The organism is Paenibacillus sp. S29, assembly GCF_049319765.1.
Classification (GTDB): domain Bacteria; phylum Bacillota; class Bacilli; order Paenibacillales; family Paenibacillaceae; genus Paenibacillus; species Paenibacillus polymyxa_B.
Genome location: NZ_JBMOUI010000008.1, coordinates 192,401 through 217,642, shown reverse-complemented (window position 1 = coordinate 217,642; position 25,242 = coordinate 192,401). Strand labels below are relative to the sequence as shown.

Below are 25,242 nucleotides of genomic sequence, written 5' to 3'. Positions count from 1 at the left end.
AAAGGGGGAATGTGCAACAGAATCCATAGATTCAGCATTCAGACAAATATATAACAAGGACAAGGGAAGTACTCAGCTTTGTGGACTGTCATAAGGAGGTTATGTACGATGAAATTATTCAAAAGGGCTGGAATTCTAATGCTGGCTGGAGTGTTTGCTCTTAGCGGATGTTCGGGAGGTGGTGGCGAGTCAAAAAATCAGATCGTAAATCCGGATCAGGATGCGAATTTTAATAAAACCGGTCTTCCGATTGTTAAAGAAGCGGTGACATTAAAGATGGTATCCCCAAAAGCTGCTTTAGCGCCAGATTACTCAAAAATGGAAATATTTAAGCGGCTAGAAAAACAAACAAACGTAAAGATTGATTGGGAAAACATTCCAGACACTGACTTTGCAGAGAAGAAAAATTTGTTGTTGGCCAGCGGAGATTTGCCAGACGCATTTTACGGAGCCGGATTCACAGATTACGATCTAATCAATTATGGTAAAGACGGAACCATTATTCCGCTGGAGGATTTAATTGATAAATATGCGCCTAACTTGAAAGCGCTTCTCGATCGTCGACCCGACATTAAATTAGCCATCACAGCGCCGGATGGACATATCTACGGACTGCCGTCGTGGGAAGAGAATAAGCTCGATACCAACCCCTTCTTTCACGTCATCAATAAAAATTGGCTCGATAAGCTGGGCCTGAAAGTACCTCAGACGCTGGATGAATACACTCAGACTTTGATTGCCTTTAAAACGAAGGATCCGAACGGCAATGGCAAGGCTGATGAAATCCCATTAAGCTTTATGCACATGCAGTGGTGTAGTGACATTGCCGGCATATTCGGAGCTTTCGGTCTTCCGGATAATTTGGAACATCGGATTGTCCGCGAAGGTAAAGTGATCTTTACCGCTTCGCAACCTCAATATAAGGAAGCATTAAAATATATTCATGATAACTGGTATAAACAGGGGCTGATTGACCCTGAATCGTTCACCCAGGACGCCGCTCAGTATTTAGCAAAAGGCAAAACACCAGATGAAACGCTCGGCTCCTACGTTTGGTGGGAAGTCGAAGAAGTTGTCGGACCGGAGCGTAGTAAGGATTATGCTCTGCTGCCCCCGCTTAAAGGCCCAAATGGAGATCAAATGATTGGTCGCAACAACGGCGGAGGACCGGGACGAGGTAGCTTCGTGATTACAAAGGAGAACCGTTATCCGGCAATGACGATGCGTTGGATCGATCAACAGTATGACCCTTACATGGCGGCTCAAATTCACTGGGGTCCGTTGGATGTCGTATTCAAGAAGGACGAAAAAGGAAAATTGGTGAACCTGCCGCTTCCCAAAGGAGTCTCCGCAGGTGAATTCCGTCAAAAAGTGGCTCCAGGCACAGGAAATCCGGGCGTCATTACTTTCGATGACTTCGGAAAAGTTGTTGATATGGAACCCCGAGCTCAGAAGCGTGCTGATTATTTGGAAAAATATTACACTCCATATATGAAAAAGGAAAACTATCCGAGCATCTTCTTTGAACCGGATGAACTAGATAAAATTAATCGGATCGAGCCAGAACTTATTAAATATGTAAATACCCAAAGAGGCAAGTTCATCGTCGATGGCGAGGTAGATGAAAAGTGGGACAGCTATGTGAAGACACTCGAGAAGATGGGGCTGAACGAATTAATGGAGATCTATCAAAAAGGGCTGGACCGATATAATGCAAATTTAAAAAATAAATAATCAAACGATAGGTGGGGAGAAAACTGTGCTTGATGTAATAACCATTGGGGAAGTATTGATAGACTTTACGCCATCAGGTCGTACCGCGAGAGGCAACGAGCAGTTTGAATGTAATCCTGGAGGGGCTCCGGCTAACGTAGCAGCTGCTCTATCCCGCTTAGGAGCTAGAGCGACATTGATTAGCAAAGTTGGGGATGATCGATTCGGTTCCTTGCTGCACGATACCTTGATGAACGGCGGCATCGACGTGTCTGCGCTTTCGTTTACAGATGAAGCCAATACAACGCTGGCATTTGTCCATCTGGATGACAACGGAGACCGATCGTTCAGCTTCTACCGGAAGCCAGGAGCGGATACATACTTGCGCACGCAGGATGTCCCGTTTGATAGGATTGAAAACTGCCATGCACTGCACTTTGGTTCTGTGTCGATGACCCATGAGCCGGCCCGTACGGCAACAAGAGCGGCAGTTGTGAAGGCTAAAGAGGCAGGAGTCCTGCTTTCATTCGATCCGAATATCCGGTTTGCTTTATGGGAGAGTAAAGAGGAAGCGAAACAGAATATCATTTGGGGCATGAAGTATGCCGACATCCTGAAAATATCGGAAGATGAGCTCCACTTTATAACGGGTACAACTGATGTGGAAAAAGGCTCGTTAGAGCTGCAACAACAATTCGGCATCACCTGGATCGTCGTAACTTTAGCGGAAAAAGGCTGCTATTACCGATTAGCGGGTCATGACGGATATGTGCCGGGTTTTCAAGTAGAGGCCATTGATACGACAGGAGCCGGCGACGCTTTTCTGGGCTGCTTGTTATATAAGATACTGAAAGCCGGTGTTTCTTTGAATCAGCTGACCAAACAGCAAATCATCGGTATGCTAACTTTTGCTAATGCCGGCGGTGCATTAGTAACCACACGGAAAGGGGCTCTTCAATCTATGCCGACGACAGATGAAATTACCCAGATAATCGAGACAAATAAACAGCACGATGATGATAGATTTAGGCCGGGTTTTCATTTTTCACCTCACTCCCATTGGTTGAATGATCCCAACGGATTAGTCTATTACGAGGGAGTCTATCATCTGTTTTATCAGCACCATCCTTATAGTAACCAATGGGGACCAATGCACTGGGGTCATGCTGTAAGCCAAGACCTGGTTCATTGGGAGCATATGCCTATCGCTCTGTTCCCGGATGAGCATGGCGCTATTTTTTCCGGTTGCTGTGTGGTTGACTGGAATAATAGCAGCGGACTGTTCGATGGTTCCCATGGATTGATCGCGCTCTTCACTCATGCAGACATCTGTCCGGAGACCGGACAACCTCGCCAGCGGCAAAGCCTGGCTTACAGCAGTGATAAAGGCCAAACTTGGCACAAATATGAGGGGAATCCAATACTCAACGAGCATGACCTGGTTGACTTCCGGGACCCCAAGGTGTTCTGGCATTCGCCAAGTGAGCGCTGGATTATGGCTCTTGTCGCGGGAGACCATGTTCGGTTTTATCGTTCGGACAATTTACGTGAATGGTCGTTGTCAGGCCAATTCGGAAAGAGTGAAGGCTCGCATGACGGAGTTTGGGAATGCCCTGATCTCTTTGAATTGCCGATTGATGACAGCGGGCGTTCCAAATGGGTACTTATCATAAGCATCGGGGATAATCCCAACTGTCTGGAAGGCTCACGCACGCAGTACTTTATCGGAGAGTTCGACGGAAATACGTTCATCAATGACAATCCAGACGATCATATCCTGTGGCTGGATTATGGCCGGGACAATTATGCGGGGGTCACTTGGTCGGATATAGCTGAGCAAGACGGACGGCGTGTGATCATCGGATGGATGAGCAACTGGAAATATGCCAACCAAACGCCTACTGGAGCCTGGAGAGGCGCAATGACTCTACCTCGCGTCTTATCATTGACCAGCCGAGACGAGGGCGTAGTTCTGACTCAAATGCCTGTCCGGGAAATAGAGCAGCTGCGAAAAGGAACGCTCTGCTGGAATGAGGTCAAGGTTACGCCGGCGGTGCCGTTTACGCAAAAAATGAATGATGTTCTGCTTGAGATTGAAGCGGATATCGACATTCGTTCCGGGGACGAGGTTCATATCAAAATGAAGTCCTCTGGGCAAAGTGAGACTATTATCGGATATGACCCTGTGCGCCAATGGCTATTCATCGACCGTTCGAAATCAGGCCTGACTGACTTCCACCCGTCGTTTGCGTGCAAGCACGGTGCTAGAATGGTTCCGGAGAATGGAAAGATCAAGCTGCATATCTGGCTGGATCGCAACGCGGTTGAAGTGTACGCAAATGAGGGTTTGGTTGCACTGACGGATCAAATATTCCCTGATGCTCCGATGGATCGTATTGAGATAAGTGCGAAAACAGGGGAAGTTGTACTGAACTCGTTTCATATGCATGCTCTTAACTCCATCCATATTCCGAATGGCCCTACGGAGCAGGCATCAAGGAGGGTTGAAGTATGAGCCATGCAACCGATAATCGGGGATTGATCATGTATTGGGCCTTCAATGAAGGAACCGGTACAAGCGCTCTGGAGAGCGTATCCCAAGTCAAGGATAATATCCAGTACGTATTTAACCAAGCGGAGTTTACTAAACCTTGCCCTCCACGGTGGAGACAGGGAGTAGTTGGAAATGGGCTCCTGTTCGACGGTTATTCGACTTACATTGCGCATTCGTTCGATGAGGGAAATCAGAACACCGAGCCAGAGTATCGATCAGCGCTAAGCATTGGAGTATGGGTAGTCCCACGCTCCTATGAATGGGGGGATGATGGCAAATTGTCCGCCATCGTGAACCGCTACAACCTGGATCGCAAGCAAGGTTATCTGCTTGGCATGTTCCGTCACGGTTCCTGGTCCTTCCAAGTCGGGCTGGAAGGAGGGGACTGGAAGGAACTTTGGTCGCCAGACGGCCATGAACTGTCCAAGAATGAATGGTCATACGTGAATGCTGTGTTCGATGGGAACCAAGGGGAAATCAAGCTGTATTTGAACGGCAGTGAAATCGCTTCAGCAGCCGTGCCTCGTGGTTCCCGCCTGGCTGAGGCGACGGACACGGATCTTCTTATCGGCAAGAATAACCATAGCAGCCTGCTGGCGGAAGTGTTCAGCCTGCACATGTTTAGCGGTATCATTGATGAACTCAAGATTTATAATCGGGCGCTGAGCGCGGAAGAAGTGGCCGCTTCTTATCGGCATGTGCTGGATACCTTTCATGAAGGTAACCGGCCTCAATTAAACTATGACGAGATCAAGCTGGACCGAACGCCACTGCTACTTGATCGGCACAGACCGCAATATCATGTTAGCCCGCCAGCCCATTGGATGAACGAACCCCATGCACCGATCTATTTTGACGGGCAATATCATTTGTTCTATCAGCATAACCCGCAGGGGCCGTTCTTTCATCAGATCCATTGGGGACATTGGGTAAGTCAGGATTTGGTGCATTGGCGTGATCTACCCGTGGCCCTGGCGCCCGAAAAGGATCAGCTCGCACCGGACGGGATCTGGTCGGGAAGCGCAACCTATGATGCTGACGGACTTCCTGTCTTGTTCTTTACGGCAGGTAATGACAGCGCTTCTCCGAATCAGAGCGTAGCGCTTGCCCGAAGCACTTATACCCTTGACGGAAACCCGGATCTGGTTCAGTGGGTCAAACATCCAGAGCCGTTGATCGTGCAGAAGAAGGGAATGGGCGCATTTGGGGATTTCCGAGATCCATTCGTATGGAAGGACGATGACGGCTGGTATGCTCTGGTCGGGTCCGGTATCGAAGGTGGAGCAGCACTGGCATTTGCGTCACAGGATATGCTGAATTGGACGTATAAAGGGCCGTTTTTTAAAGCAGATATTCAGAAGTTTCCTTACCTTGGACCCATCTGGGAGCTCCCTGTGCTTCTTCCCCTTGGCAGTGACAAGCAGGGGGTGAACAAACATCTCCTGCTTGTCAGCCCTGTGGGGAAGGGAGCGGATGTCGAGGTGTTCTATTGGATCGGGCAACTTGACAAGCAAAATCTTTCGTTCATCCCTGATCAAGAAGAGCCTCAATTGATTGACCTCGGGGATTTCCATTTTACCGGACCGAGCGGAATGGTTGATCCGAAGACCGGCAGAAATATCGTCTTTACGATAGCCCAAGGCGACCGGACGTCCGAGATGGAATATAAGTCGGGCTGGGCTCATAACGGCGGCTTGCCGTTAAGCGTGTATTTGAGGGATGACGGACGTCTGGGAATAGAGCCGATTCAGGAGCTTCAATCGCTACGTGGCGCCAAGCGGCTATCGCTTCGGGACCAGTCATTGGCTGAAACTAATGTACAGCTCAGGGATGTTCATGGTGACATGCTTGAGATTCAATTGGAATTGGAGCCCGGCAGCGCCAAACAATTTGGAATCAAGGTCCGTTGTACGCCGGACGGGGAGGAAGAAACTCTGCTGTATTATGATTGGAATCAAGCGATGCTCATGGTCGACCGGTCGAAAACGACACTGCATCCGGGAGAAAAGTGCAGAGGGATTCAGGGCGGTAAGCTGGAGCTACTTGGGGAGAATCTGAAGCTTCATATTTATTTGGACCGCTCCATGGTCGAAGCCTATGCAAACGGATTGAAAAGCCTGACAACCCGGGTATATCCGAGCCGTATGGATGCTTTGGGACTCGAGATTTGGGGAGATGGAGAACCGTTTGTTAAATCCTTGGATATATGGGATATGCAGTCCATTTGGTAAGACGATTGCTTAGGCGCTCCATACGAATGGGGTCATGCAGCAAATGATCAAGTAACTTCGCTTTTCTCTAATTGGAAACGTTTCATATATTTTCTCCTTTCTTCTTGACTTTCATCTTTGTACTAGGAGAGCATTTCGAAATGAAGTATCGATGTTTGAAAGTGCAAGAAATTTCGAAGGAGGATCTAGAATGAAAAAGGTAAAAATAAGAAAATATTGGATATCGGGAATGCTTATATGGGCTATGGTGCTCCAGCTTGTTGTTCCAGGAATCTCCGCAGTAGCTGAATCTAGAACTGTTGCTGGGAACACGCTCATTCCTAAAAATGACGTAGGCTCGTCGGTTACGAATGCGGTTTATCAAATCAAGAATATTCCTAAGAATGACGTGGGATTGTCAGTTACGGATTCGGTCTATCAAATCCGGAATCCTGGATTTGAAACAGGAGATTTGACGGGATGGACCGTTGTCAAAGGCAATGCGTTCGGTCCGAATAGCGTGACAGACGAAACGACTTGGTGGGCGGAAAAAATACCGTATAACCAGGAAGGCGCTTATCATTTAAACGGCTGGAAGTATGACGAATCTGCGACAGGTGTACTTCGTTCCAGCACTTTCGAGCTGGGCGGAAGCGGCTGGATCAGCTTCAAGCTTGGCGGTGCGAAGAACCCAGACAAGGTATTTATAAATATTGTGGAAGTCGATACGGGACAAGTTATTGCCCGATACGGAAATAGCGCATTCGCCGACGTTGGCTTCCCGGATCCTGCGCAGGGCATGCGGCTTGCCAATATGGTGCAATACAAGGCGGATCTTTCCACACAATTGGGCAAGAAACTGTATGTGGAGGTCGTCGATAATGCAACCTCGGATTGGGGAATCATTTTTGCGGACGCATTCTCCGTGTACCATGAATCGGAGCCAGCTGAAGGAATGGTTGCGACGGATATCAAGCCAGATTTCAAACGCTATGAAATCGATAATCCAAGCTTTGAAACTGGAAATCTCGATGGCTGGACGGTTGAGGGAGATGCTTTTGAAGTGACCGATGAAGCTCATGCGAGCAAAGAAGGGAACTTCTATGCCAAATCCTCCGTGCAAGGTAAGGGCTTCATCACCTCTAATACTTTCACGCTTCAGGGAACCGGAACAATTAACTTCACTATTTTGGATATCCTCAAACCGGAAAACGCATATGTCGCACTTTACGATGCGAACAGCAACACGTTGCTTATGAAAACCGGGGATGTCAGCTCGAACGAGAAAATCTCATGGAAAGTACAGGAACACTACAACAAGAAGCTTTATGTAAAGGTCATCGATCATTCCAATGAAGCCAGCATTGCCGTTGATGGGTTCCAAGCAAGTGGTGTGGGTACCATTTTCTACTTAAACCTTGATGAAGGCGCAGGAAAGAAAGTGTTGGAGAATGTACGCAATCTTAAGCATGATGTGAACTATGTATTTAACAACGCCAGGTATATGGCATCGAAGGATCCAAGATGGACTCCGCGTGGAATAAAAGGCGGTGCCTTGTTGTTTGATGGATACTCGAATTATATTGAGGTCAATGCAAAGGATACTGTGCCTATAAGCGACGCGTTAACCATCGAAGCTTGGGTTGCACCGCGGAGCTATGAATGGGGAGACGGAAACAAGCTGTCTGCGATCGTAAACCAATCCGATCAGGATAAAGCAGAGGGCTTTTCTCTTGGAATGTATCGGCACGGTACATGGTCGATGCAGGTAGGAATTGGCGGCCAGTGGATTCAGGTATGGGTTAAGGATCACCCGTTGGAAAAATACAAGTGGAATTATGTGGCCGCTACTTTCAGTAAAGAAGATGGAAAGATTAAGTTATATCTAAACGGTGAGGAAGTGGCTTCCCAAGCAACCCCCGTCAACGTTCCGATCACACCATCTACCAAAAGCCTGATCATCGGGAAAAATAATAAACCTGTAGAGTTGGCAGGGTTGTTCTCCTTCAATATGTTCAGCGGACTCCTAGATGAAGTGAAGCTGCATAATAAAGCCCTTACGAACCAGGAGATACTTGCTGGATATGAGAGCGTGAAGGCGCTTCATGGAGGTTCAATTCCGAAAATTCCGAATGCGGACATTGATGAGAATCCCAGTGTGTTTGACGGAGATCAGCACCGTCCCCAGTACCACGCGATGCCTCCGCAAAACTGGATGAATGAAGCACATGCACCGATTTACTATAACGGCAAATACCATTTATTTTATCAACATAACCCGCAAGGTCCATTCTGGCATCAAATCCACTGGGGGCATTGGGTGAGTGACGATATGGTGAACTGGGAAAATGTAAGACCTGCTCTTGCGCCCGAAGCGGGCACCCTAGATCCGGACGGCACGTGGTCAGGCAGTGCAGCGTATGATCGAAACGGCAATCCTGTTCTGTTCTATACCGCTGGCAACGACTCCTTGTCGCCGAACCAAAGAACAGGGTTGGCATCTCCGGCGGATTTGTCCGATCCCTATTTGGAAAAATGGGTGAAATATCCTAAACCGGTAACGGAGCAGAACGGAAAAGGCATCCACAACGAGTTCCGCGATCCGTTTGTATGGTACGACAAAGAGGTGGACAAGTGGTATCAGTTAGTGACATCTGGTCTTCCAGACTTCAGCAGCGGCACAGCTTTGGTGTATGTATCCGATGATATGTACAATTGGGAATATAAGGGGCCGTTATACGTTAGTGACAGAAGCCGTTATCCGGAGTTGGGTACGGTATGGGAGCTACCAGTGTTATTGCCGTTAGGCACAGATAGTACGGGCAAGAAAAAATATATTTTCATGATTAATCCCCATGAAAAGCCGGAGCATGTTCCTCCAGCGAACGATGTGCAAAGAGATGTTGAGGTCTTTTACTGGATCGGGACCTGGGACCGGGATAACTTTAAATTTATTCCTGATTCGGAGGCACCCTCCAAAATGGATGTAGGTGACGGCTATTTAACCGCAGAGAGCGGTCTGGTCACACCCGACGGAAGAACGGTCGTATTTTCCATGGTGCAAAATGTAAGAACACCGCAAGCCGAATATCAATCTGGATGGGCTCATAATTTATCTTTGCCGGTTTCCCTAAGCCTCGATAAGCATGATAAATTGCATATCGAACCGATTAAAGAACTGCAGAGCCTTCGAGGGAAAAAATGGGTTGATTTTTCGGACAAAAATTTGGAGAGCGCCAATCAATTGATCCAAAATGTCAAAGGCGACATGCTAGAGATTGTGATGGAGATTGATCCGCGTGAGGCCCAGAAATTCGGTCTCAAGGTACGCCGCTCGGAAAAAGGCCAAGAAGAGACGCTCATTTACTACGACAAGAAGAACGGGACGTTTAATGTGGATCGAACCAAGAGCAGCATTGATCCGGATGTGCGTGTGGACGGCATTCAAGGAGGATATGTAGATCTTGAAGGAGAGAACTTGAAACTCCATATCTTTCTCGATCGCTCGGTCATTGAATCCTTTGCAAATTACAAGAAGAAGCTGACAACTCGTGTCTATGTAGGCAGATACGACTCCTTAGGCTTACAGATCTGGGCCGATGGCGATATCAATATCAAATCCATGCAAGTATGGGATATGAATGCCTTAACGGGTAAACCGGCTGCTCCGGTCTATGTACCCGATAAGTGGGATAATTCTGTGTATAAGGATATTACAGAGTTGCCTAACCATGATTTTGCTACGAGCGACTTAACAGGATGGATGACGGAAGGAGACGCCTTCCAGAATGTCCATGTGACCAATACCCAGTTCTTCTGGGACAACATTTACTTCAACCCGTCGCATAAAATTCCGGGCGGCTACCATTTGTGGGGCTTCAACGAGCAAGCCGGCGGCGACAGCTTAACCGGAGCGCTAAGATCTCAAAATTTCGTCCTTGGTGGGAACGGTAAGATCAACTTCCTTATCAGCGGCGGCCGGGATATAGATCGTCTGTATGTTGCGCTGGTTCGGGCGTCGGACGGCAAAGAGTTATTTAAAGAGACAGCGACCAATTATGAAGAATATCAACGAAAGATTTGGGATGCGTCGGATTATATCGGCGAGGAGCTTTACATTAAAGTGGTTGACCACTCCAAAGGCGGGTTTGGACATATTAACGTCGATGATTTCAACGTACCTGTTCAGGTAAAGAAGAAGACCAACAACTGACCTTGTCAATACAGAACACCCGTGAGTCCTGCAGTCACTCCAGGCAAACCGAATAGTCAGAGCAGCTTGTCATTCGAAATGGCAAAGGAGAACGGCAGGTACTTGTAAAACGAAGCTGAACCAATTTTATTTGGATGGGAGATAAAAATGTATTTAATTTAATGATTCGGTGTAGCAAAATGGATATTTCAAAACAAGTTGCTATTGTCAGCGGTTCAAATCGAGGTTTAGGCAAACATCTAGCTCTTGAACTTTAGCAAGAGGAGCTAAAGTATACGCTGGTGCGAGGAACCCAGAATCAGTCGATCTGCCTGGTGCTATTCCACTACAACTCATATTACTGCTCCGAAATCTGTGGTAGCTGCAGCAGAGATCGCAGTGGATGTTACCCTTCTAATTAACAACGCTGGTTCAGCAACGGGTGCTTCTCTGCTCACAGGTGAGCTGGATGATATTCATTTGTAATTCGACACTCATGTTTCTGGTACACTTTCAATGATTCGCACGTTCGCACCAGTGATTGAGAAGAATGGAGGGGGTTCGATTCTGAATATCCTATCCGTATTATCTTGGATCAATATAGACGAAGGAGGGGCATATTCAGCTGCAAAATCTGCTCAATGGGGAGTAACAAAAGCATTACGCTTAGAATTAGCTGCTAAGAACGTTAGGGGTGCCGGATTGCATGTAGCGTTTATGGACACGGACATGACAGCTGGCATCCATGCGCCTAAATCATCTCCAAAGGACATCTCTAGAACCGCAATCGATGGGATTGAAGCCGACCTCTACGAGATTGTTGACTGATGCTACAAGTCGGGAGGTACAGCAGGGTCTTGCCGGAGGAGTTCCTTCCCTGTACCCACATTTATTTCAATAAAAATACCCTACTCGATGCTTGTAGTGAAAGTATTGGTATTGATCGTGTGAAACTATAATAAATGAGATTTGGATTATACAGTATATTAACATATTAGGAGGAGTGAAACATGCGTTTTCTCGTTCATGTCAAAATTCAACCAGATGCACCGCAGGAAGAAATTGCGGAACAGTTGCCCGCAGAACAAGCACGGTTCGCAATTGGTGGAACAAGGGGTGATCAGTAAGAGCAAAAGCAATGGGCGGAGCAAGTGGTCTGCGTATCGGAATGCTAGAGGGTAACAAAGTGGATGGCTATATTACTGTCGGCACAGGTATTACTCCAATTAAAGAGATTAGAACTGTAAAAGCAGTGATTGATGACTTAATGCAAGATTTTAATTAATTGCCTTGTTAGACTTATCAATATGCAAAGAATAATTTTGAAATAGGATTTTTTTCGATGTTCTTGATAAGCTTTGCTTTTACCTTGGTAATAAATTGAGTTATACACTTTTTAAAAGTAAAATGATAAATGGATCATTGGACGTATTCTTTGGCCACAACGGGCGCGATATACTGGTTTCACTTGAAGTTAGCCCCTAACATTAATTGTTAGGGGTTTTAAATAGCTTCATTAGAAGAGTTGGGGACAAAGAAAGAATGCAGGACACACAAGACCATGTCTGTCGCTTTCAAAGTTTTTTTTTATTATGCTAATATAAAGTAAAGAGGGCGAACAAAAAACGCCAATAGGTACAAGTTCTTGTCTTTTAACGGTACAAGTTCTTGTCCTAAGCAAAGGACAAGAACATGGTACTATTGCCGATTTGACCAGGTTCGATATTGGGCCTAGCCCCAAAGGTTGGCTTAACTTACTGTTACCCGATATGTTATGCAATTAGAAGTAGTGGCAAGGCCATTCCTTTTGAGGTGGACTAGAATGGCTGGCTGAAGGAGCAATCCTGAACATACATTTGGTCCAGATGGCGAGATTTTATGTGCTGGCTGATTAGGGGGTAGCCTTTATCCTTCATCTAATTCAGGCTTCTCCCCATATTCTTTACCGAATTCCTCCATCTTCTTTAGGACAGGCAGCAGTTTGTTTCCTTTCTCTGTCAGCGAATATTCGACCCGTGGCGGAACTTCCGGATACACATCGCGCTGAATAATTCCGTCGTCCTCCAGCTCCTTGAGTTGCTTGGTGAGCGAGCCTTGCGACAAGCCTCTCAGGAAATTTTTTATCTCGGTAAACCGGCGTCTTTCCCCTTCCAGATACCAGATAATGAAATATTTCCATCGCCCCGAAAGTACATTTTGCGTAAAGGCTATTGCGTACATATTTCTTTTTTCATCAATAAACTCTTTTTCAAATCCTTCATTACATACCCTCATGATATCGCTCCCAGTCTAAAAGTACAAAAATATGTACTACGTTCATTTAAATTGCCTTCTTTGCAAATGAAACGTATGGACTTATGATAGTGCCAAGGCTGCTAACTAATTAGCAAGCTAATGATTATTGTAACATAACCCGGAGAGCAGACCAATTAAGCTTTACAGTATTATGCCAATAATGGTGCTAAAGAGAGGATAATAATTATGAAAAATCGTGTAACAGAAATTCTTGGTATTGAAAAGCCCATTTTACAAGGACCTATGAGTTGGATTACGAATGCTGAATTTGTTGCTGCCGTGAGTAATGCGGGTGGTTTAGGGATTCTTGGTCCGAATGCCGGTCAAACGACAATTACAACCTCTCCAGAGGAAACCGCAGAACGTATGCGCCGCGAGATTCGTAAAACAAAGGAACTGACGGATAAACCATTTGGTACAACTTTGATTACTGATGCAAATATGAAGTTCACTTGGCCAATTTTAGAAGTTGTCATTGAAGAAGGTGTTCAAGTTATTCTTCTTAATGGTGTTGAAGGAACATTGACTGAAAAGATCATTACCCCATTAAAGGAAGCGGGCATTAAGATTGTTTATCGTCCTTTGACTCCAACGATCGAAGATGCAAAGGCTGCTCAAGCTATGGGTGTTGACGTTTATGTTGTTACTGGATTTGATGAGGGTGGAACATTGCCAACAAGTATCATTGGTACGTTTACAATAACTCCTATGATCGTTGATGTGCTTGATATTCCAGTTATCGCTGCTGGTGGAATCGGTGATGCTCGCGGTGTTGCCAGCGCCTTTGAATTGGGGGCAGAAGGTGTCTTTTTAGGAAGCCGTTTTATTCCTACTGTTGAAAACCCCGCAGCACAATCAGTAAAGCAAATGATAGTGGATTCATCTGCAGCAGATTTGTTGTTGTACCGTACTTTACCAGCTTACTATCGTTCGTTGCCTACACCGTTTGCTGAAAAATTGGTGGCTATGGATAACCAGGGCGCATCTCGTGAAGAAATTGCTAAGTTTGGGGGTAGTTCAAGTGTAATCCGTATCGGTATGCTTGAAGGTAACGGCGAAGGTGGTATTATCACTGTTGGTACTGGAATTACACCAATCAAAAAGATCCAAACTGTACAAGAAGTGGTTGATGAGTTAGCAGCTGGTATTAAGTAAAAACGGAGACCCATCCTTTGAATAATATGCTTGAATTACTTCAAAATCATACCTCTGTTCGTTCTTATGCGAATAAACCCTGACGGCGGAACAACGGGAGGCCATCTTTAAGGCAGCTAATCAAACGAATTTACCTAAATATGTGATTCCGTGGGTGGGGCTATGTATCGGTATTCCGTCGGGAGATAAGCCTGCTCTTAAGCCGCGGTTACCTCTAATCCATGGTATTATTTGAAAACCAGTATCAGCTACTCGATAAAGAGCAATTAGAGCCGTCTATGATAATATCAGACTGTTAAACAAGGGCTATCGATACGAGACGTACTTGCCTATGGAGTCATTAACTATCATCCGGTAGTTGCAGGGACCCCCTTACAAGTTGCTGACTTCTTGGAAGAATGGTTTTTGGCAGAGGCATGTGACGGCTTCTCGGTTGTTCTGGATATAGCCTATGATGGAGTTGCTGATTTTGTGGAACTGGTTGTCCCAATTTTGCAGGACCGCGGTTTGTTCTACAGAGAATATGAGGGTAAAACACTGCGTGAGAATATGGGAGTTCCCTACCAATACGGAAGTCTAAAATAAAAAATAATAATAATTTCTTACTACCCGATCAGCGACGTAAAATAACTTTTAGAATAGGGAGAAATGAAAATGAGATTTGGAATTATAGGTGCAGGACCCATCGCGTCGAATATCGCAAAAAAATTAATTGAGAATGGACATGATGTCAAAATTGCAGATGCTCGCGGGATTGAACGGCTAGAGGGAAAAGAACTTGCAGGTACACCAGTGAGTGTAGATGAAGTAATAACAAACATTGCTGTTCTAGTCATATCGATCCCTTTCAACGCACTGCCAAGCATTCGCAGCATTGTAGATAAAGTTGGGGAGGAAGTAGTCGTTGTTGACACTTCAAATTATTATCCGTATAGAGACAATAAAATTGAAGAAATTGAGAATGGGTTGGTTGAAAGTGTTTGGGTATCAAATCAGTTAGGGAGACCTATCACTAAAGCTTTCAACAATTTATTAGCCTATACGTTAGAATATAAAGGAGCTCCCGAAGGTACCAGTGGACGACTTGCCATAGCGATTGCTGGTGATAACCAGTCGCATAAACAAATAACCATGAACGTAGTAAATGAGCTCGGCTTCGACCCAGTAGATAGCGGATCTTTAAGTGATTCGTGGCGACAACAGCCAGGAACCCCTGCGTACTGCACAGAACTTACCAAAGAGGAACTAACCGAAGCATTAAAAAAAGCAAATAAAGAAAAAGCTCCATTCCAACGCGATAAAGTGATAGAGAAGCTATCGGCAGCTACTGGGGGATATTCGCACCAAGACATTGTGAACCTGAATAGAGATATATATAACTCCTGAGTTGAATTTTTTTGCCTTCAATCTTTATCCGTGTGCTTTAAAAATCTTGGCAGAGGCCTGTGCAACGAAACGGATAAGGTGCAAACCAAGCAAGAGCTAATGTCCTTCGCATCTATAACAGGCAAAATAAGAATTTCAAACCGGACACGTCGGCCGGAAAGCGAAGTCATGAAGAAGGCGCATCAAGAAGGATTTTCTCCTCAATCATTGGTTTTGCGACCTTAGTTGAGTATCTAATGAATATTAAAGATCATTAGAAATACATTTATCCATGGATTATCCAAAGATTTTAAACAGATTAGGTACGTGGGTTCTTACAAAGAAGCATGAATATTAAAAACAACTCCTGGTGAGTTGTTTTTTTATGGCAGAACAGGGGCTTGGTTGATAATTAAATTTGTTTGAACGACAGGATAACATGGTGAAAAGCTTTCTCAGGAAGAGCGCGAGGAAAAGTACTGGAAGCAACTTAGGCAAACACAGTATAGAAATGTTAAGTTATAGATGCAATGGACGATATAGAAAATTATTAGGGAAAGGAACTTAAACTGAAATAAATCCATTCATTGCAGAATTATCATTTAGAAGAGTGGGATACTCAAGGGAATTTTATTAGAACAGATCAATCTGTGAAAATCAACAAATCAAAGTTTAGAAAGAACAAGGTGAGTAAATGCTTAATGAAACTGAGGTGCTAAACTGATATGTTATTCAGAAATAGGTGAATATGGTGAGGTTTTACTAGAGGATGGAAGTACTGATAAAATAAAAGTTTTAGCAATTTGTAATTATGATGATCCAAAAATTCAATCTTTTTGCCTGTGACGAAAAATTTACGTAAGCCATAAGGAGTGTAATGATTGGATATATTAACTTGGTTACAAGAATGGTATTATTTACACTGCGATGAAGATTGGGAGCATCAAGAACGAATAAAAATAACAACGCTTGATAACCCAGGATGGCATATTAAAATTAATTTAAAAGAAACAGAACTAGAAACAAAAAATTTAATGCGCTTATAATAGAGAGAAGCGATGATGACTGGATTCACTGCAATATCGAGAGCAGTTTATTTTCTGCAGGGGGCCCAGGAAATCTAGGTGAAATGCTATCTATATTCTATAGATGGGTAAAGTTAGATTAATACTCGGTATCGCGAGAATGATAAAACAGATGTTAAGCCTTAGAACTTTTTAACCCATGCTTAGGCGGGTTTTCTTAACTGTGGAACCAAGCTAGCTCAAGATAAAGCAGAAGCCAAAAGACTTTGGGTTGAACGTGTGCTGAAAAAAACAAAATTCTCCTATTCATAGGGATATTCCGAATTACCATGCCATAATGTAAGATGAATATTAAAATTACGTAAAATAATAATTTGACGAATAAATGAGAATGAGATATATTGAAAATACGGAGGTACGTACATATAATGGATAAACAAATGAAAATGCACTATATGCAACGAATTGATGATAAACTATCTGATTTACCTTGGTACGTTACAGAATTTATCGATAGCAAAAAACGCAAGTTATCTCCAACAACACTTCTTAATTACTGTCATGATTACATTATTTTTTTCGATTGGCTTATTGCAGAGAATCTAACTTCATCAAATCGGAAAGAAATAACCTTAGAAACATTGGAGTTATTAACAATACGTGAAGTGGAAAACTTCTTGTCATTCCTGGATTATCAACTTGGAAACAAGAAACTTACGATAAATCGCAAATTGTCCTCTCTAAAATCGTTGTTTGATTACCTTCAGAATAAGGCTGAAACAAGCGACTTGAAGCCTTATATTCAACGAAATGTAATGGCCAAGATGGATTTGAATGCTATCAAAGAAAGCCAAGAAACCATTGCAAACCGTATTGAAGGAAAAATTCTAAGAAATGATGATTTCGAATTATTCAGGCAATTTGTAGCTTATGATTTTGGTGAAAAACATAAAGAAAACAAGCGTATTTTTACGTTTCATCAGTTTAATCGTGAGCGTGATACAGCAATCGTTTCGCTGATATTAGGTTCAGGGCTTAGATTGTCTGAGGTTGCAGGAATTAATATGGATGACTTAGATATGAATAAAGCTTTAGTTCGAGTGGTACGTAAAGGTGATAAAGAACAATACGTTTACTTTAGCAAACAGGCTTTAATGGATTTAGAAAGTTATCTGCAGATCAGAGAAACAAGATATTTACCAGATAAACAAGAAAACTATTTATTCATTGCAGCTCCTGTAGGTCGTAAAGGAAAAAGCCGTCGTCTGACACAACGATCAATTGAAAAGCTGATTGAAAAATATGCAACTGCCTTTGGGAAACCTTCTCTAACAGTGCATTCGCTCAGGCATTCATTTGCAACGCGATATCATCTTGAAAATAACGATGTCCCAAGACTAAAGAATCAATTAGGGCATTCTTCCATTCAAACAACAATGATATATACTCACTTAACAGATGAAGAGATGCGTAATGCTGTGAATAATATGGACCGATGAAACCGTGTCGCTACGCGGTTTCTCTTGAACATCTTCACAAAATCCGTATTTTGACTAAATGTCTAGCGGCGCATTCACTCATAACGAGCATTGCGATTTTCAAGATTATTTGATAAATTATACATCTCTAATTTATTTCATGATAAATAAAACTTTATAAAAGCCCCACTTCATTGATTCAACATTTTCATCATTAATTATATAAGGTAAATCTAGATCAAATGCTTTTAGATACAATACGCTCATCTCCCTCTATAGTACTTCCTCCTTCGTCAGTGTGGCTGGCATAATTGATACTGAATCACCTGGCTTAACTGCACAGTATCGATCCCGATGCTTGGGACGTCCTGAAGCATGGCCATATAATATGCTCCGGCCGCAGGCGGTATCTCCAACCGGCGGCAATCCATACATCGGGGTTCTTTGTAGGCACCCTAGGAATTTTACCATTTTTTCTTCGGAACATGAAATTATGTATTATTTCATCTCCTTTCCCCTCATTATTTTGTTCTAGTGCTTGTGTGAATGCTCCTTTGTAATCGGATAAGAGAGCAGAAGAATCATTCATATAGCTGATAGGCTTTATTCCGCCGGTGATCCCCCAATCTTTATTCATACCAATTCCATATCTTCCGTATCCATCATGGCTATTTCTGTCACCCATGTGATAAGTCAATTTATTTAGATGAATGTCACAGAAGCAAACCATTGGAAATGCTATTTTCTTAATTACCTCTAAATCTAAATACTCCACGGATTCTTCGTAATATCTTGGAATCATTGCTTTGTATCTTAGTTTATCTTTTAAATAATCGAGTTTTGGCATGAAATTAAAGAGTACATTTGCACTTTGTCGATAGGGCACACTTTCTCTGTTGACTTGTGGTGCTTCCTTTAAGACCATTTCGTTGTTACTTGTGCTATTTCCCATAAGTGACTCCTTTTATTATATTTTAGCTCTGATACTAAGATTATCTAGTTTTTCACCTGATGCAAAGCAATGAAAATACGTCTTTTTAAGCAGTATTGATTCAGCTTAATTATATCTTTTTAATACGACTATATCCTTCATAATCATCTGGAGCAATTCTGTTTTGAAAAATAAAAAATACCGTCCCACTGGTAAGAGAAACGGTATCACTTTTAATACACATTTTATATTGTTTTTCTATTTAGAACTTAAAGGTCAAGATCCACGTATATTGCTGCATGATCTGATGCGGCTTGTACGGGGCTTGTTATCTCAGGAAGATGGGGAAATAAAGTTCCGTTTTTGCCTCCCCAAACACCGGCACGGTAAATGCCTCCGCCGCGTGCAATCTGAAATAGTGCTGGCCACATCAATATATAGTCAATTTTGTCCTTGGGCAGTACCATCACCCCAAGTTCCGGGCCGGCCGGCAAAGTTGAAGCCTTCTACCTCACTGGCGTCTTTCAGATCGGAACCTTCCCCTAAAAGTGGGGATAACGTATCTCTACCAGGACTATCGTTAAGATCTCCCATTATAGCAATTAGATCATTAGTAGCACGAAGACCTTCATAGATTTCAAGTACTCGCATTGCCTGTTTCTTTCGTAATGCATCATTCTCATCTTGATTTCCATTACCTTTACTCTTGAAGTGATTGGCCAAAATGACTAATCTTCGACCGTCAGGTATAACAATATGAAACTCAGCAGGTAGTTTCAGTATCAATATTTCGCTTTCTTAATTCCTAACCGCTCGTTTTTAGCTTTTATCGAGTCGTTTAATCCATAAGAAATGTGAAAACTGTCCTGCATTATGTTGCCTATTGAGGTTCTCACTAAATCACTTTTCGTTTAGGTACACATCTAATCGGCAATCGGACTATGTTCTTGTCCATTCCGGCAATCGGTAAAAGTTCTTGTCCTTGGCTCGGGACACGAACTTTTACCGATAAAATAAAAAAGCCGCTAAAATAGCGACTTCAATGACACAATGTTCTTGTCCCTCGACAAGAAGCAATATCCCGAGGTCACGATGGAGCGCATGGAAAAAACCAATCCTTCTCCTAAATGGCCTTGGTAAGATGGTGGGTACGAGGAAATTATGTTCGTCGTAACTTCAGTTGGCTTGCACCGAAGACTCCAGCATCGAACGTGACGACTTCCATCTCCAGATCGCTTGTAAACTCTGATTGGTGCAGTCCAAGCTTTAGGATCGGTTCAACTGCGCTTTTTGCTCCTGCTTTAACGTTGGTGCCTGGAAGCTTACGGCAGCTTTCAACTCGATAATCACCGGCCATAGTCGACACACCGATCAGTGCGGTCATACTCAAGCAACTCCCTTGTTTGTCGATATGATCTGGAATGAATGAGTCGGCAATGACGCAAAGAGCATGATTTTTTGTACCGCTATTGAACATCCAGTCTAATATTGTTAATGCATTAGATAGAGAAAGGCTACCAGACTGCCCGACGGAAATGGGCATAACCTCATTTAGCCCTAATTCTTGTCTCAGTTTAGCACAGCCATTAACACCAGCTTCAAAGTCCGTCTGATGACAGTAACAGAGCAAGTCAATTCCTTCGGTCCAATTCCTATTCTTTTCAATTAGATCGGTTATCCGTCCCCATGGCATTTCTAATCCCACAGCGGCCTCAGCATGATGAAATGTCAAATACATAGCTCGTTCACCTTCTTGGAATACCGATGAATCGCACAACCGTAATAGCCTCCAAAGCCAACGGAAATCGTCATATACAAGTCCCCTTCTTTCAAGAAACCTGAACGGATAGCGTGATCGATATTATTTAGGATATCGGTGTTATGAATATGTCCGTCCTTGGAGAGGGTTAGATTGTAGAAGCGTTCCAGGGACACCCTCAGCACTTGAGCCAGCATACTCCATACGTGTAGCCCCAAATTGGTGCAAAAGATCACGGCGATCTGAGCAATGTGAATACCGGACTCGCTTAATGCTGCTCTTACTGCCTGTCTGACCCCTAAATAAAACGTTGAGTAATATAATTGAATACGATCTGGAGCCAGATCGTATACGAGGCCGTCGACTCTCATAACCGAAGCAAGTGTCTGCTGTCCTTGACGCTGCCCCTTCATATATAAAGCAGCACTCGCGCCGTCACCGAACACCATGAACGGATCGCTCCGTTCATAAGAATTCATGGCTCTGTCGGCAGTGATGAACAAGATTCCTTCACCTTGCTGACGCGGGGCCATGAAGTAGTTCGACGCCAGGCACAACGATAAGTGCATCGTGGAACAAGAATATTCCTCCAAAGGGATAAATGGGACTGCCTCAAGGGCGAATTCATCTGCTAGGCGATCAAAAAGATTCCGTTCACCGTTTTCATTATTCGTTACACTAGCAAACATGACCGCCGCGATCTGTACATTCATCTGCAGAGCCCGGCGCAGAATTGGCCTACACACGGTAGCAATCATCTGTTCCAATTCAAGTTCCTCTTCTATGGACACCAGCTCAAAGCCTTTGTTCAAGTATTCCGAATCACTCATTCGAAATTCTACGCCGTCGGCCTTCACCTGCTGAATCGCTTTCGTGACATGGATACGGGACTTCGGGAGATAGACGGAATAATCGACGATCGTCACGTGGTTCTCATACATTGTGATGAGCCCGCTTTCGGAAATGCATGATCTTGTACTGGCGTTCCCCGCTTTTCATTTCATCGTACAAGGACGTGCCTGGCACACCCATTGTTTTCCAAATCGCAGTATCCATCTGATCTTCAGTTCCAAAAGCGGCTATGCGATTCTTTAGAACTTGATCACTTGAAAGCAAAACTTCCCCCGTGATATCGCGTGATATAAGCAGCTCGAAGCCCAGTTCAAGCAAATATCGTTCACCATCGTCAAACTTCCAGGTTGGCAAATCGTCCGCATAAACGAAAGTCCCGCCCGGTTTCAGCACCCGGAAGACCTCGTCATAAAAAGACTTAATCGATGGATATAGATCAGACGCTTCCATGTTGAGGACAAAATCACAGCATGACGAACCGATAGGAAGCCTCTCGGCATCCCCAACACAAAAATAGGCATTTGGGAAACGGTTGGTCAATTGGCAAAATGCAATATTGGCTTCGGTCAGATCTAAGCCAACAACGCTTCTCACACCGTAACTTCGACAGAGCTCTCGCACGCCTCCCCCCCTGCCACAGGCTACCTCCAAAATGTTCTTATCCTCGAGATATAAACCATCCAAGCACTCCTGCAGAAGCCGGATGGAGTTTCGATTGACACTTGCTGGGGCCTGATTGAACTCGGAGGCGAACCCCCAATTGATAAATGTCGAGAAACGGGAAAAGCCACTCTCGTCCAAGGACCGATTATAGTTAGTGAACATCTTCATGATATCCTTTTTGAGGACTGCAGTTTCCCCGCTTTCCTGCCCTTGCAGATCAGCCAGCATAAACGGAACACCACCATCACCGAAGAAGTAACTGACCGCGCACTCCCCGCACACCAACATCTGATCCGATGTGTTTAGCTTTGACTTGCAAATAGGACATACTAAGGCAATGCCGGTTGCCGGCCAACGAAGCATATGCATGTCATTCCTCCCTCCCTCAATTAAGTTGTCAGCCTTTAGCCGCTTGCACTGTTATAATTACGTATTGCCCGACTCCAAACGAATCGAACGATTACAAGGAGCACAATTGGTACGATAGCGCCCCATACCGCCAAAGCAGGTGTCAGCTGATTCATCACCATCATAGGCGCAAAATTCGTAATGACGAGAAAAGGCAATAAATACACGCCGATTCGTTGGATGAAACGTGAATAGATCGGCATTGGCATATTATTGGCGTCCCAAATGGAATAGAAAATTCCCGCCAGCCCTCCCGTATTAACAAGCCAGAAGGATAACAAGGCTGGGATGAACATGAGACAGTAAGTAATGATCAACGCTGTCCCCAAGTAAAACAAAAATGAGAATAAACTCCATGCCGTTACCGGGATATTTAATGCATTCCAACTGATCACAACCATCGTTCCACCCGCGATGAAATTCGGAATTGGCATCCCAAGATCGATGTATCGAAGCGAAACCAAAAACTGTAGTGAAATTGGCTTAACCATGAGTAGATCCAACGTCCCGCTGCGTATATACTCGGATACCCTGACGAAATTAGGGAAAAAGAGCCCGGAATAAAGACCGGTCATAATCGTGTATGTGCCGACAAACATCAAGATACCATCAGGCGTGATCGATCCGATATGCAAGTCCGTCTCATAGACTACTACGACGTAAAGCAGCTTGGCAAACAAGTATGCGATTTCCACAGCAATCCCGAGTATGAAGTTCGTCCTGTATTCCATTTGAGCAATAAAGCAGTTCTTAATGAACAAAAAGTAAATCATTAGGTAGTTGCGAAGCGTTCCCAGCCATCCTCTCACCGGTCAGCCCCCCAATCCGAGATACTTCTTCATTCCGGCGCGCCATACAATCCGTGAAAAGGCAAGCAGCGCGATCATCCAGAAGAACTGCATCCCGATTCCTTGTACTGCCTCGTCCATTGACAATCTGCCATTAATAACATTCGCAGGAAAATGGATCGTATACTTGAATGGCAAGTAGTCTAAAATCTTATTTATGGTCTTACCAAACACCTCAATCGGAAAAACACCACCACTTAAAATGATGACAAATAAGCCGGTCATTTCAAAAAAATAGGAGATTTCAGACAATTTAAATGCAACAGCCGCGAGCGTATAAGAGATAAGAAAGTTTAACAACAAAGACATGACCATTGACACCATAAAGAGTAGAATATGTGCCAAGGGAATCCGTATACCATAAGTTCCGGTCAAGTAAACGAGTGTAAACAGCAAGATACATAGCATGGCTGAAAAAAAGAAAATCTTTTGCCCCAGCATAGTAAATAGCTTCAGAGCGAAAAAACTGACCGGTTGAACCAAATATTTATTCAACCCACCATCTTTGATCTCGGTGGCCACGTTTTGACCTATATCCGTTGTCACAATTTTCGTCACGATGGCTGCCGTTATCGTGTATAAAATCATTTGGCCGTAGGTATATCCGAAAAATTCCGACGATTCCGATCTTCCATAGACCGCTGACCAAATATAATATTGGATCAGAATCGGAAAGAATGCACTGATCAAGGAAAAGAGAAAGTCAAATCGATATTCGAGTGAAGACTGAACGCCTAACTGGAACACGCGTCCGTATTTGGGAAAGGCACTCATCCGGATACCCGATCATCCCGCTGATACAAGGATACAACGACTTCCTCGATAGGAATATCTTCGATCGTAATATCTTCAATCGGGTAGTGTTCAAGCAAATCCCTGGAAGCCATGCTAATGCGCTCCTTACTTATCTCCAGCGTGGCATGAAATCCGTCCGATTGACGCACCTTCCCGTACAACTGCAGCTGTCCAGTCGCTACGTGTTGCTTAAATTTTAACTGTATGATTTTCGTGTCGTTCAAAACATCGTCGATTCGCTTCAGATCCCCGTCGAAGACGAGCCTGCCATCATTAATAATGATCGTCCGCTTGCACAGATCCTCGATGTCCTTCATGTAATGACTTGTCAAAATAATCGTTGTCCTATGCTGTTCATTGTAATACTTCAAAAACTCCCGCACCTTTTTCTGTGTAACAATATCGAGCCCGATCGTCGGCTCATCCAGGAAAAGCAGTTTCGGTTTATGAATAAGCGCCGCAAGGAGCTCCATCTTCATACGCTCACCTAGCGATAAACGCCTTACCTGAACATTCATAATGTGCTTGACGTCCAACAGTTCGATGAGTTCGTTCAGTGTTTGTTTGTAATGCCGATCGTCAACCTGATAGATATATTTGTTTAGCAAAATGGATTCCGCCGCAGGCAAGTCAACCCATAGTTGGCTCTTCTGCCCCATTACAATAGCGAACTGCTTCTTGAATTCCTTATTTCGCTCATAAGGCTTGAAGCCCAGTACAGTAAGTTCGCCACTAGTTGGATGTAAGATGCCAGAGAGCATCTTTAGCGTCGTCGTTTTGCCTGCCCCATTAGGCCCAAGGAAAGCAACCATTTCCCCCTCTTCGATCGAAAAGGAGATATTTTTCACCGCTTTCTTCGTCAAACTTTTCCGATAAAAGAGGTTTTTAATGGAATGAAGCATTCCGACCTCTTTGGTGTAATAGGTGAAGTTTTTAGCTAACTGCACCACATGGATCGCTGTCAATTGCGCTCCTCCTTAACAATTAAATCGAACTAGA

21 protein-coding genes and 1 pseudogene are annotated in these 25,242 nt (G+C 44.1%); 12 read left to right on the top strand and 10 right to left on the bottom strand.

The features are described from left to right. The first annotated feature begins 108 nt into the window (after positions 1-108). The 7 genes from ACL9RM_RS15855 (at position 109) to ACL9RM_RS15825 (ending at position 11,954) form a co-directional block, all read left to right on the top strand. A complete protein-coding gene (locus ACL9RM_RS15855; RefSeq protein WP_250268394.1) occupies positions 109-1,734 on the top strand; it encodes an ABC transporter substrate-binding protein in 1,626 nt (541 codons plus the stop codon). A gap of 25 nt (positions 1,735-1,759) precedes the next feature. Further along, positions 1,760-4,228: a PfkB family carbohydrate kinase gene (locus ACL9RM_RS15850; RefSeq protein ID WP_250268396.1), complete on the top strand. Its 2,469-nt coding sequence runs from the start codon at positions 1,760-1,762 to the stop codon at positions 4,226-4,228. Further along, a complete protein-coding gene (locus ACL9RM_RS15845; RefSeq protein ID WP_250268397.1) occupies positions 4,225-6,498 on the top strand; it encodes a GH32 C-terminal domain-containing protein in 2,274 nt (757 codons plus the stop codon). The genes ACL9RM_RS15850 and ACL9RM_RS15845 overlap by 4 nt, the downstream gene beginning before the upstream one ends. A gap of 190 nt (positions 6,499-6,688) precedes the next feature. Next, entirely contained in the window at positions 6,689-10,690 is a 4,002-nt protein-coding gene (locus ACL9RM_RS15840) for a GH32 C-terminal domain-containing protein (RefSeq protein ID WP_250268399.1), read from the top strand. A 134-nt stretch (positions 10,691-10,824) separates the two neighbouring features. Further along, a complete protein-coding gene (locus ACL9RM_RS15835; RefSeq protein ID WP_268820040.1) occupies positions 10,825-10,947 on the top strand; it encodes a hypothetical protein in 123 nt (40 codons plus the stop codon). Positions 10,948-11,185: 238 nt separating this feature from the next. Beyond that, positions 11,186-11,497 carry an SDR family NAD(P)-dependent oxidoreductase gene (locus ACL9RM_RS15830; RefSeq protein WP_235309795.1) on the top strand — a complete coding sequence of 104 codons (312 nt, stop codon included), beginning with the start codon at positions 11,186-11,188 and terminating at the stop codon, positions 11,495-11,497. A gap of 310 nt (positions 11,498-11,807) precedes the next feature. Beyond that, complete coding sequence (locus tag ACL9RM_RS15825; RefSeq protein ID WP_231109365.1) at positions 11,808-11,954, top strand: hypothetical protein; 147 nt, start codon at positions 11,808-11,810, stop codon at positions 11,952-11,954. A gap of 620 nt (positions 11,955-12,574) precedes the next feature. Here ACL9RM_RS15825 and ACL9RM_RS15820 read toward each other — a convergent pair. Continuing rightward, positions 12,575-12,943 (bottom strand): winged helix-turn-helix transcriptional regulator, encoded by a 369-nt coding sequence (locus tag ACL9RM_RS15820; RefSeq protein ID WP_081112397.1) that lies wholly within the window; start codon positions 12,941-12,943, stop codon positions 12,575-12,577. 207 nt (positions 12,944-13,150) lie between these two features. On the opposite strand from ACL9RM_RS15820, the gene ACL9RM_RS15815 reads away from it, so the two are divergent. From ACL9RM_RS15815 to xerS, 5 genes and pseudogenes are all read left to right on the top strand, one after another. Further along, positions 13,151-14,119 (top strand): NAD(P)H-dependent flavin oxidoreductase, encoded by a 969-nt coding sequence (locus tag ACL9RM_RS15815; protein ID WP_250261302.1) that lies wholly within the window; start codon positions 13,151-13,153, stop codon positions 14,117-14,119. Between the two features lie 390 nt (positions 14,120-14,509). Next, entirely contained in the window at positions 14,510-14,704 is a 195-nt protein-coding gene (locus ACL9RM_RS15810; RefSeq protein ID WP_155765213.1) for a hypothetical protein, read from the top strand. Positions 14,705-14,773: 69 nt separating this feature from the next. Next, on the top strand, positions 14,774-15,505 hold the full coding sequence (locus tag ACL9RM_RS15805; protein ID WP_069291974.1) for an NADPH-dependent F420 reductase: 732 nt from the start codon (positions 14,774-14,776) through the stop codon (positions 15,503-15,505). Between the two features lie 860 nt (positions 15,506-16,365). After that, positions 16,366-16,652 (top strand): annotated as a pseudogene (locus ACL9RM_RS15800) (immunity 53 family protein). Positions 16,653-16,937: 285 nt separating this feature from the next. Continuing rightward, entirely contained in the window at positions 16,938-18,008 is a 1,071-nt protein-coding gene (gene xerS, locus ACL9RM_RS15795) for a tyrosine recombinase XerS (protein WP_069291975.1), read from the top strand. Positions 18,009-18,318: 310 nt separating this feature from the next. Here xerS and ACL9RM_RS15790 read toward each other — a convergent pair whose 3' ends face one another. The 9 genes from ACL9RM_RS15790 to ACL9RM_RS15750 all read right to left on the bottom strand — a co-directional run bounded on the left by ACL9RM_RS15790 (position 18,319) and on the right by ACL9RM_RS15750 (position 25,208). Beyond that, positions 18,319-18,939: an abortive infection system antitoxin AbiGi family protein gene (locus tag ACL9RM_RS15790; RefSeq protein ID WP_250261300.1), complete on the bottom strand. Its 621-nt coding sequence runs from the start codon at positions 18,937-18,939 to the stop codon at positions 18,319-18,321. Between the two features lie 248 nt (positions 18,940-19,187). Continuing rightward, positions 19,188-19,352, bottom strand: coding sequence for a hypothetical protein (locus ACL9RM_RS15785; protein ID WP_250268400.1), 165 nt, complete (start codon positions 19,350-19,352; stop codon positions 19,188-19,190). Positions 19,353-19,359: 7 nt separating this feature from the next. Continuing rightward, entirely contained in the window at positions 19,360-19,569 is a 210-nt protein-coding gene (locus tag ACL9RM_RS15780; RefSeq protein ID WP_422759380.1) for a hypothetical protein, read from the bottom strand. Positions 19,570-20,077: 508 nt separating this feature from the next. Next, a complete protein-coding gene (locus tag ACL9RM_RS15775; protein WP_235309790.1) occupies positions 20,078-20,695 on the bottom strand; it encodes a hypothetical protein in 618 nt (205 codons plus the stop codon). Further along, the gene (locus ACL9RM_RS15770; RefSeq protein WP_414126399.1) at positions 20,647-21,618 is read right to left on the bottom strand and encodes a 3-oxoacyl-[acyl-carrier-protein] synthase III C-terminal domain-containing protein; all 972 of its coding nucleotides are present in this window, start codon (positions 21,616-21,618) and stop codon (positions 20,647-20,649) included. The genes ACL9RM_RS15775 and ACL9RM_RS15770 overlap by 49 nt, the downstream gene beginning before the upstream one ends. After that, positions 21,611-22,561, bottom strand: a complete 951-nt coding sequence (locus ACL9RM_RS15765) for a methyltransferase domain-containing protein (RefSeq protein WP_250261296.1) — start codon at positions 22,559-22,561, stop codon at positions 21,611-21,613. Before ACL9RM_RS15765 ends, ACL9RM_RS15770 begins: the two co-directional genes overlap by 8 nt. Positions 22,562-22,596: 35 nt before the next feature. Then, on the bottom strand, positions 22,597-23,409 hold the full coding sequence (locus ACL9RM_RS15760; protein WP_231109362.1) for an ABC transporter permease: 813 nt from the start codon (positions 23,407-23,409) through the stop codon (positions 22,597-22,599). Between the two features lie 3 nt (positions 23,410-23,412). Continuing rightward, positions 23,413-24,222 (bottom strand): ABC transporter permease, encoded by an 810-nt coding sequence (locus ACL9RM_RS15755; RefSeq protein ID WP_414126398.1) that lies wholly within the window; start codon positions 24,220-24,222, stop codon positions 23,413-23,415. Then, the gene (locus tag ACL9RM_RS15750; protein ID WP_235309786.1) at positions 24,219-25,208 is read right to left on the bottom strand and encodes an ABC transporter ATP-binding protein; all 990 of its coding nucleotides are present in this window, start codon (positions 25,206-25,208) and stop codon (positions 24,219-24,221) included. The genes ACL9RM_RS15755 and ACL9RM_RS15750 overlap by 4 nt, the downstream gene beginning before the upstream one ends. Positions 25,209-25,242: the final 34 nt, after the last annotated feature.

Bases quoted from the DNA above. Each gene is read 5' to 3' on its own strand.
- ACL9RM_RS15855 (WP_250268394.1), top strand. From the start codon at position 109: ATGAAATTATTCAAAAGGGCTGGAATTCTAATGCTGGCTGGAGTGTTT.
- ACL9RM_RS15845 (WP_250268397.1), top strand. From the start codon at position 4,225: ATGAGCCATGCAACCGATAATCGGGGATTGATCATGTATTGGGCCTTC.
- ACL9RM_RS15840 (WP_250268399.1), top strand. From the start codon at position 6,689: ATGAAAAAGGTAAAAATAAGAAAATATTGGATATCGGGAATGCTTATA.
- ACL9RM_RS15835 (WP_268820040.1), top strand. From the start codon at position 10,825: ATGGGAGATAAAAATGTATTTAATTTAATGATTCGGTGTAGCAAAATG.
- ACL9RM_RS15830 (WP_235309795.1), top strand. From the start codon at position 11,186: ATGATTCGCACGTTCGCACCAGTGATTGAGAAGAATGGAGGGGGTTCG.
- ACL9RM_RS15825 (WP_231109365.1), top strand. From the start codon at position 11,808: ATGGGCGGAGCAAGTGGTCTGCGTATCGGAATGCTAGAGGGTAACAAA.
- ACL9RM_RS15820 (WP_081112397.1), bottom strand. From the start codon at position 12,943: ATGAGGGTATGTAATGAAGGATTTGAAAAAGAGTTTATTGATGAAAAA.
- ACL9RM_RS15815 (WP_250261302.1), top strand. From the start codon at position 13,151: ATGAAAAATCGTGTAACAGAAATTCTTGGTATTGAAAAGCCCATTTTA.
- ACL9RM_RS15805 (WP_069291974.1), top strand. From the start codon at position 14,774: ATGAGATTTGGAATTATAGGTGCAGGACCCATCGCGTCGAATATCGCA.
- xerS (WP_069291975.1), top strand. From the start codon at position 16,938: ATGGATAAACAAATGAAAATGCACTATATGCAACGAATTGATGATAAA.
- ACL9RM_RS15790 (WP_250261300.1), bottom strand. From the start codon at position 18,939: ATGGGAAATAGCACAAGTAACAACGAAATGGTCTTAAAGGAAGCACCA.
- ACL9RM_RS15780 (WP_422759380.1), bottom strand. From the start codon at position 19,569: ATGCGAGTACTTGAAATCTATGAAGGTCTTCGTGCTACTAATGATCTA.
- ACL9RM_RS15770 (WP_414126399.1), bottom strand. From the start codon at position 21,618: ATGTATGAGAACCACGTGACGATCGTCGATTATTCCGTCTATCTCCCG.
- ACL9RM_RS15765 (WP_250261296.1), bottom strand. From the start codon at position 22,561: ATGCATATGCTTCGTTGGCCGGCAACCGGCATTGCCTTAGTATGTCCT.
- ACL9RM_RS15755 (WP_414126398.1), bottom strand. From the start codon at position 24,222: ATGAGTGCCTTTCCCAAATACGGACGCGTGTTCCAGTTAGGCGTTCAG.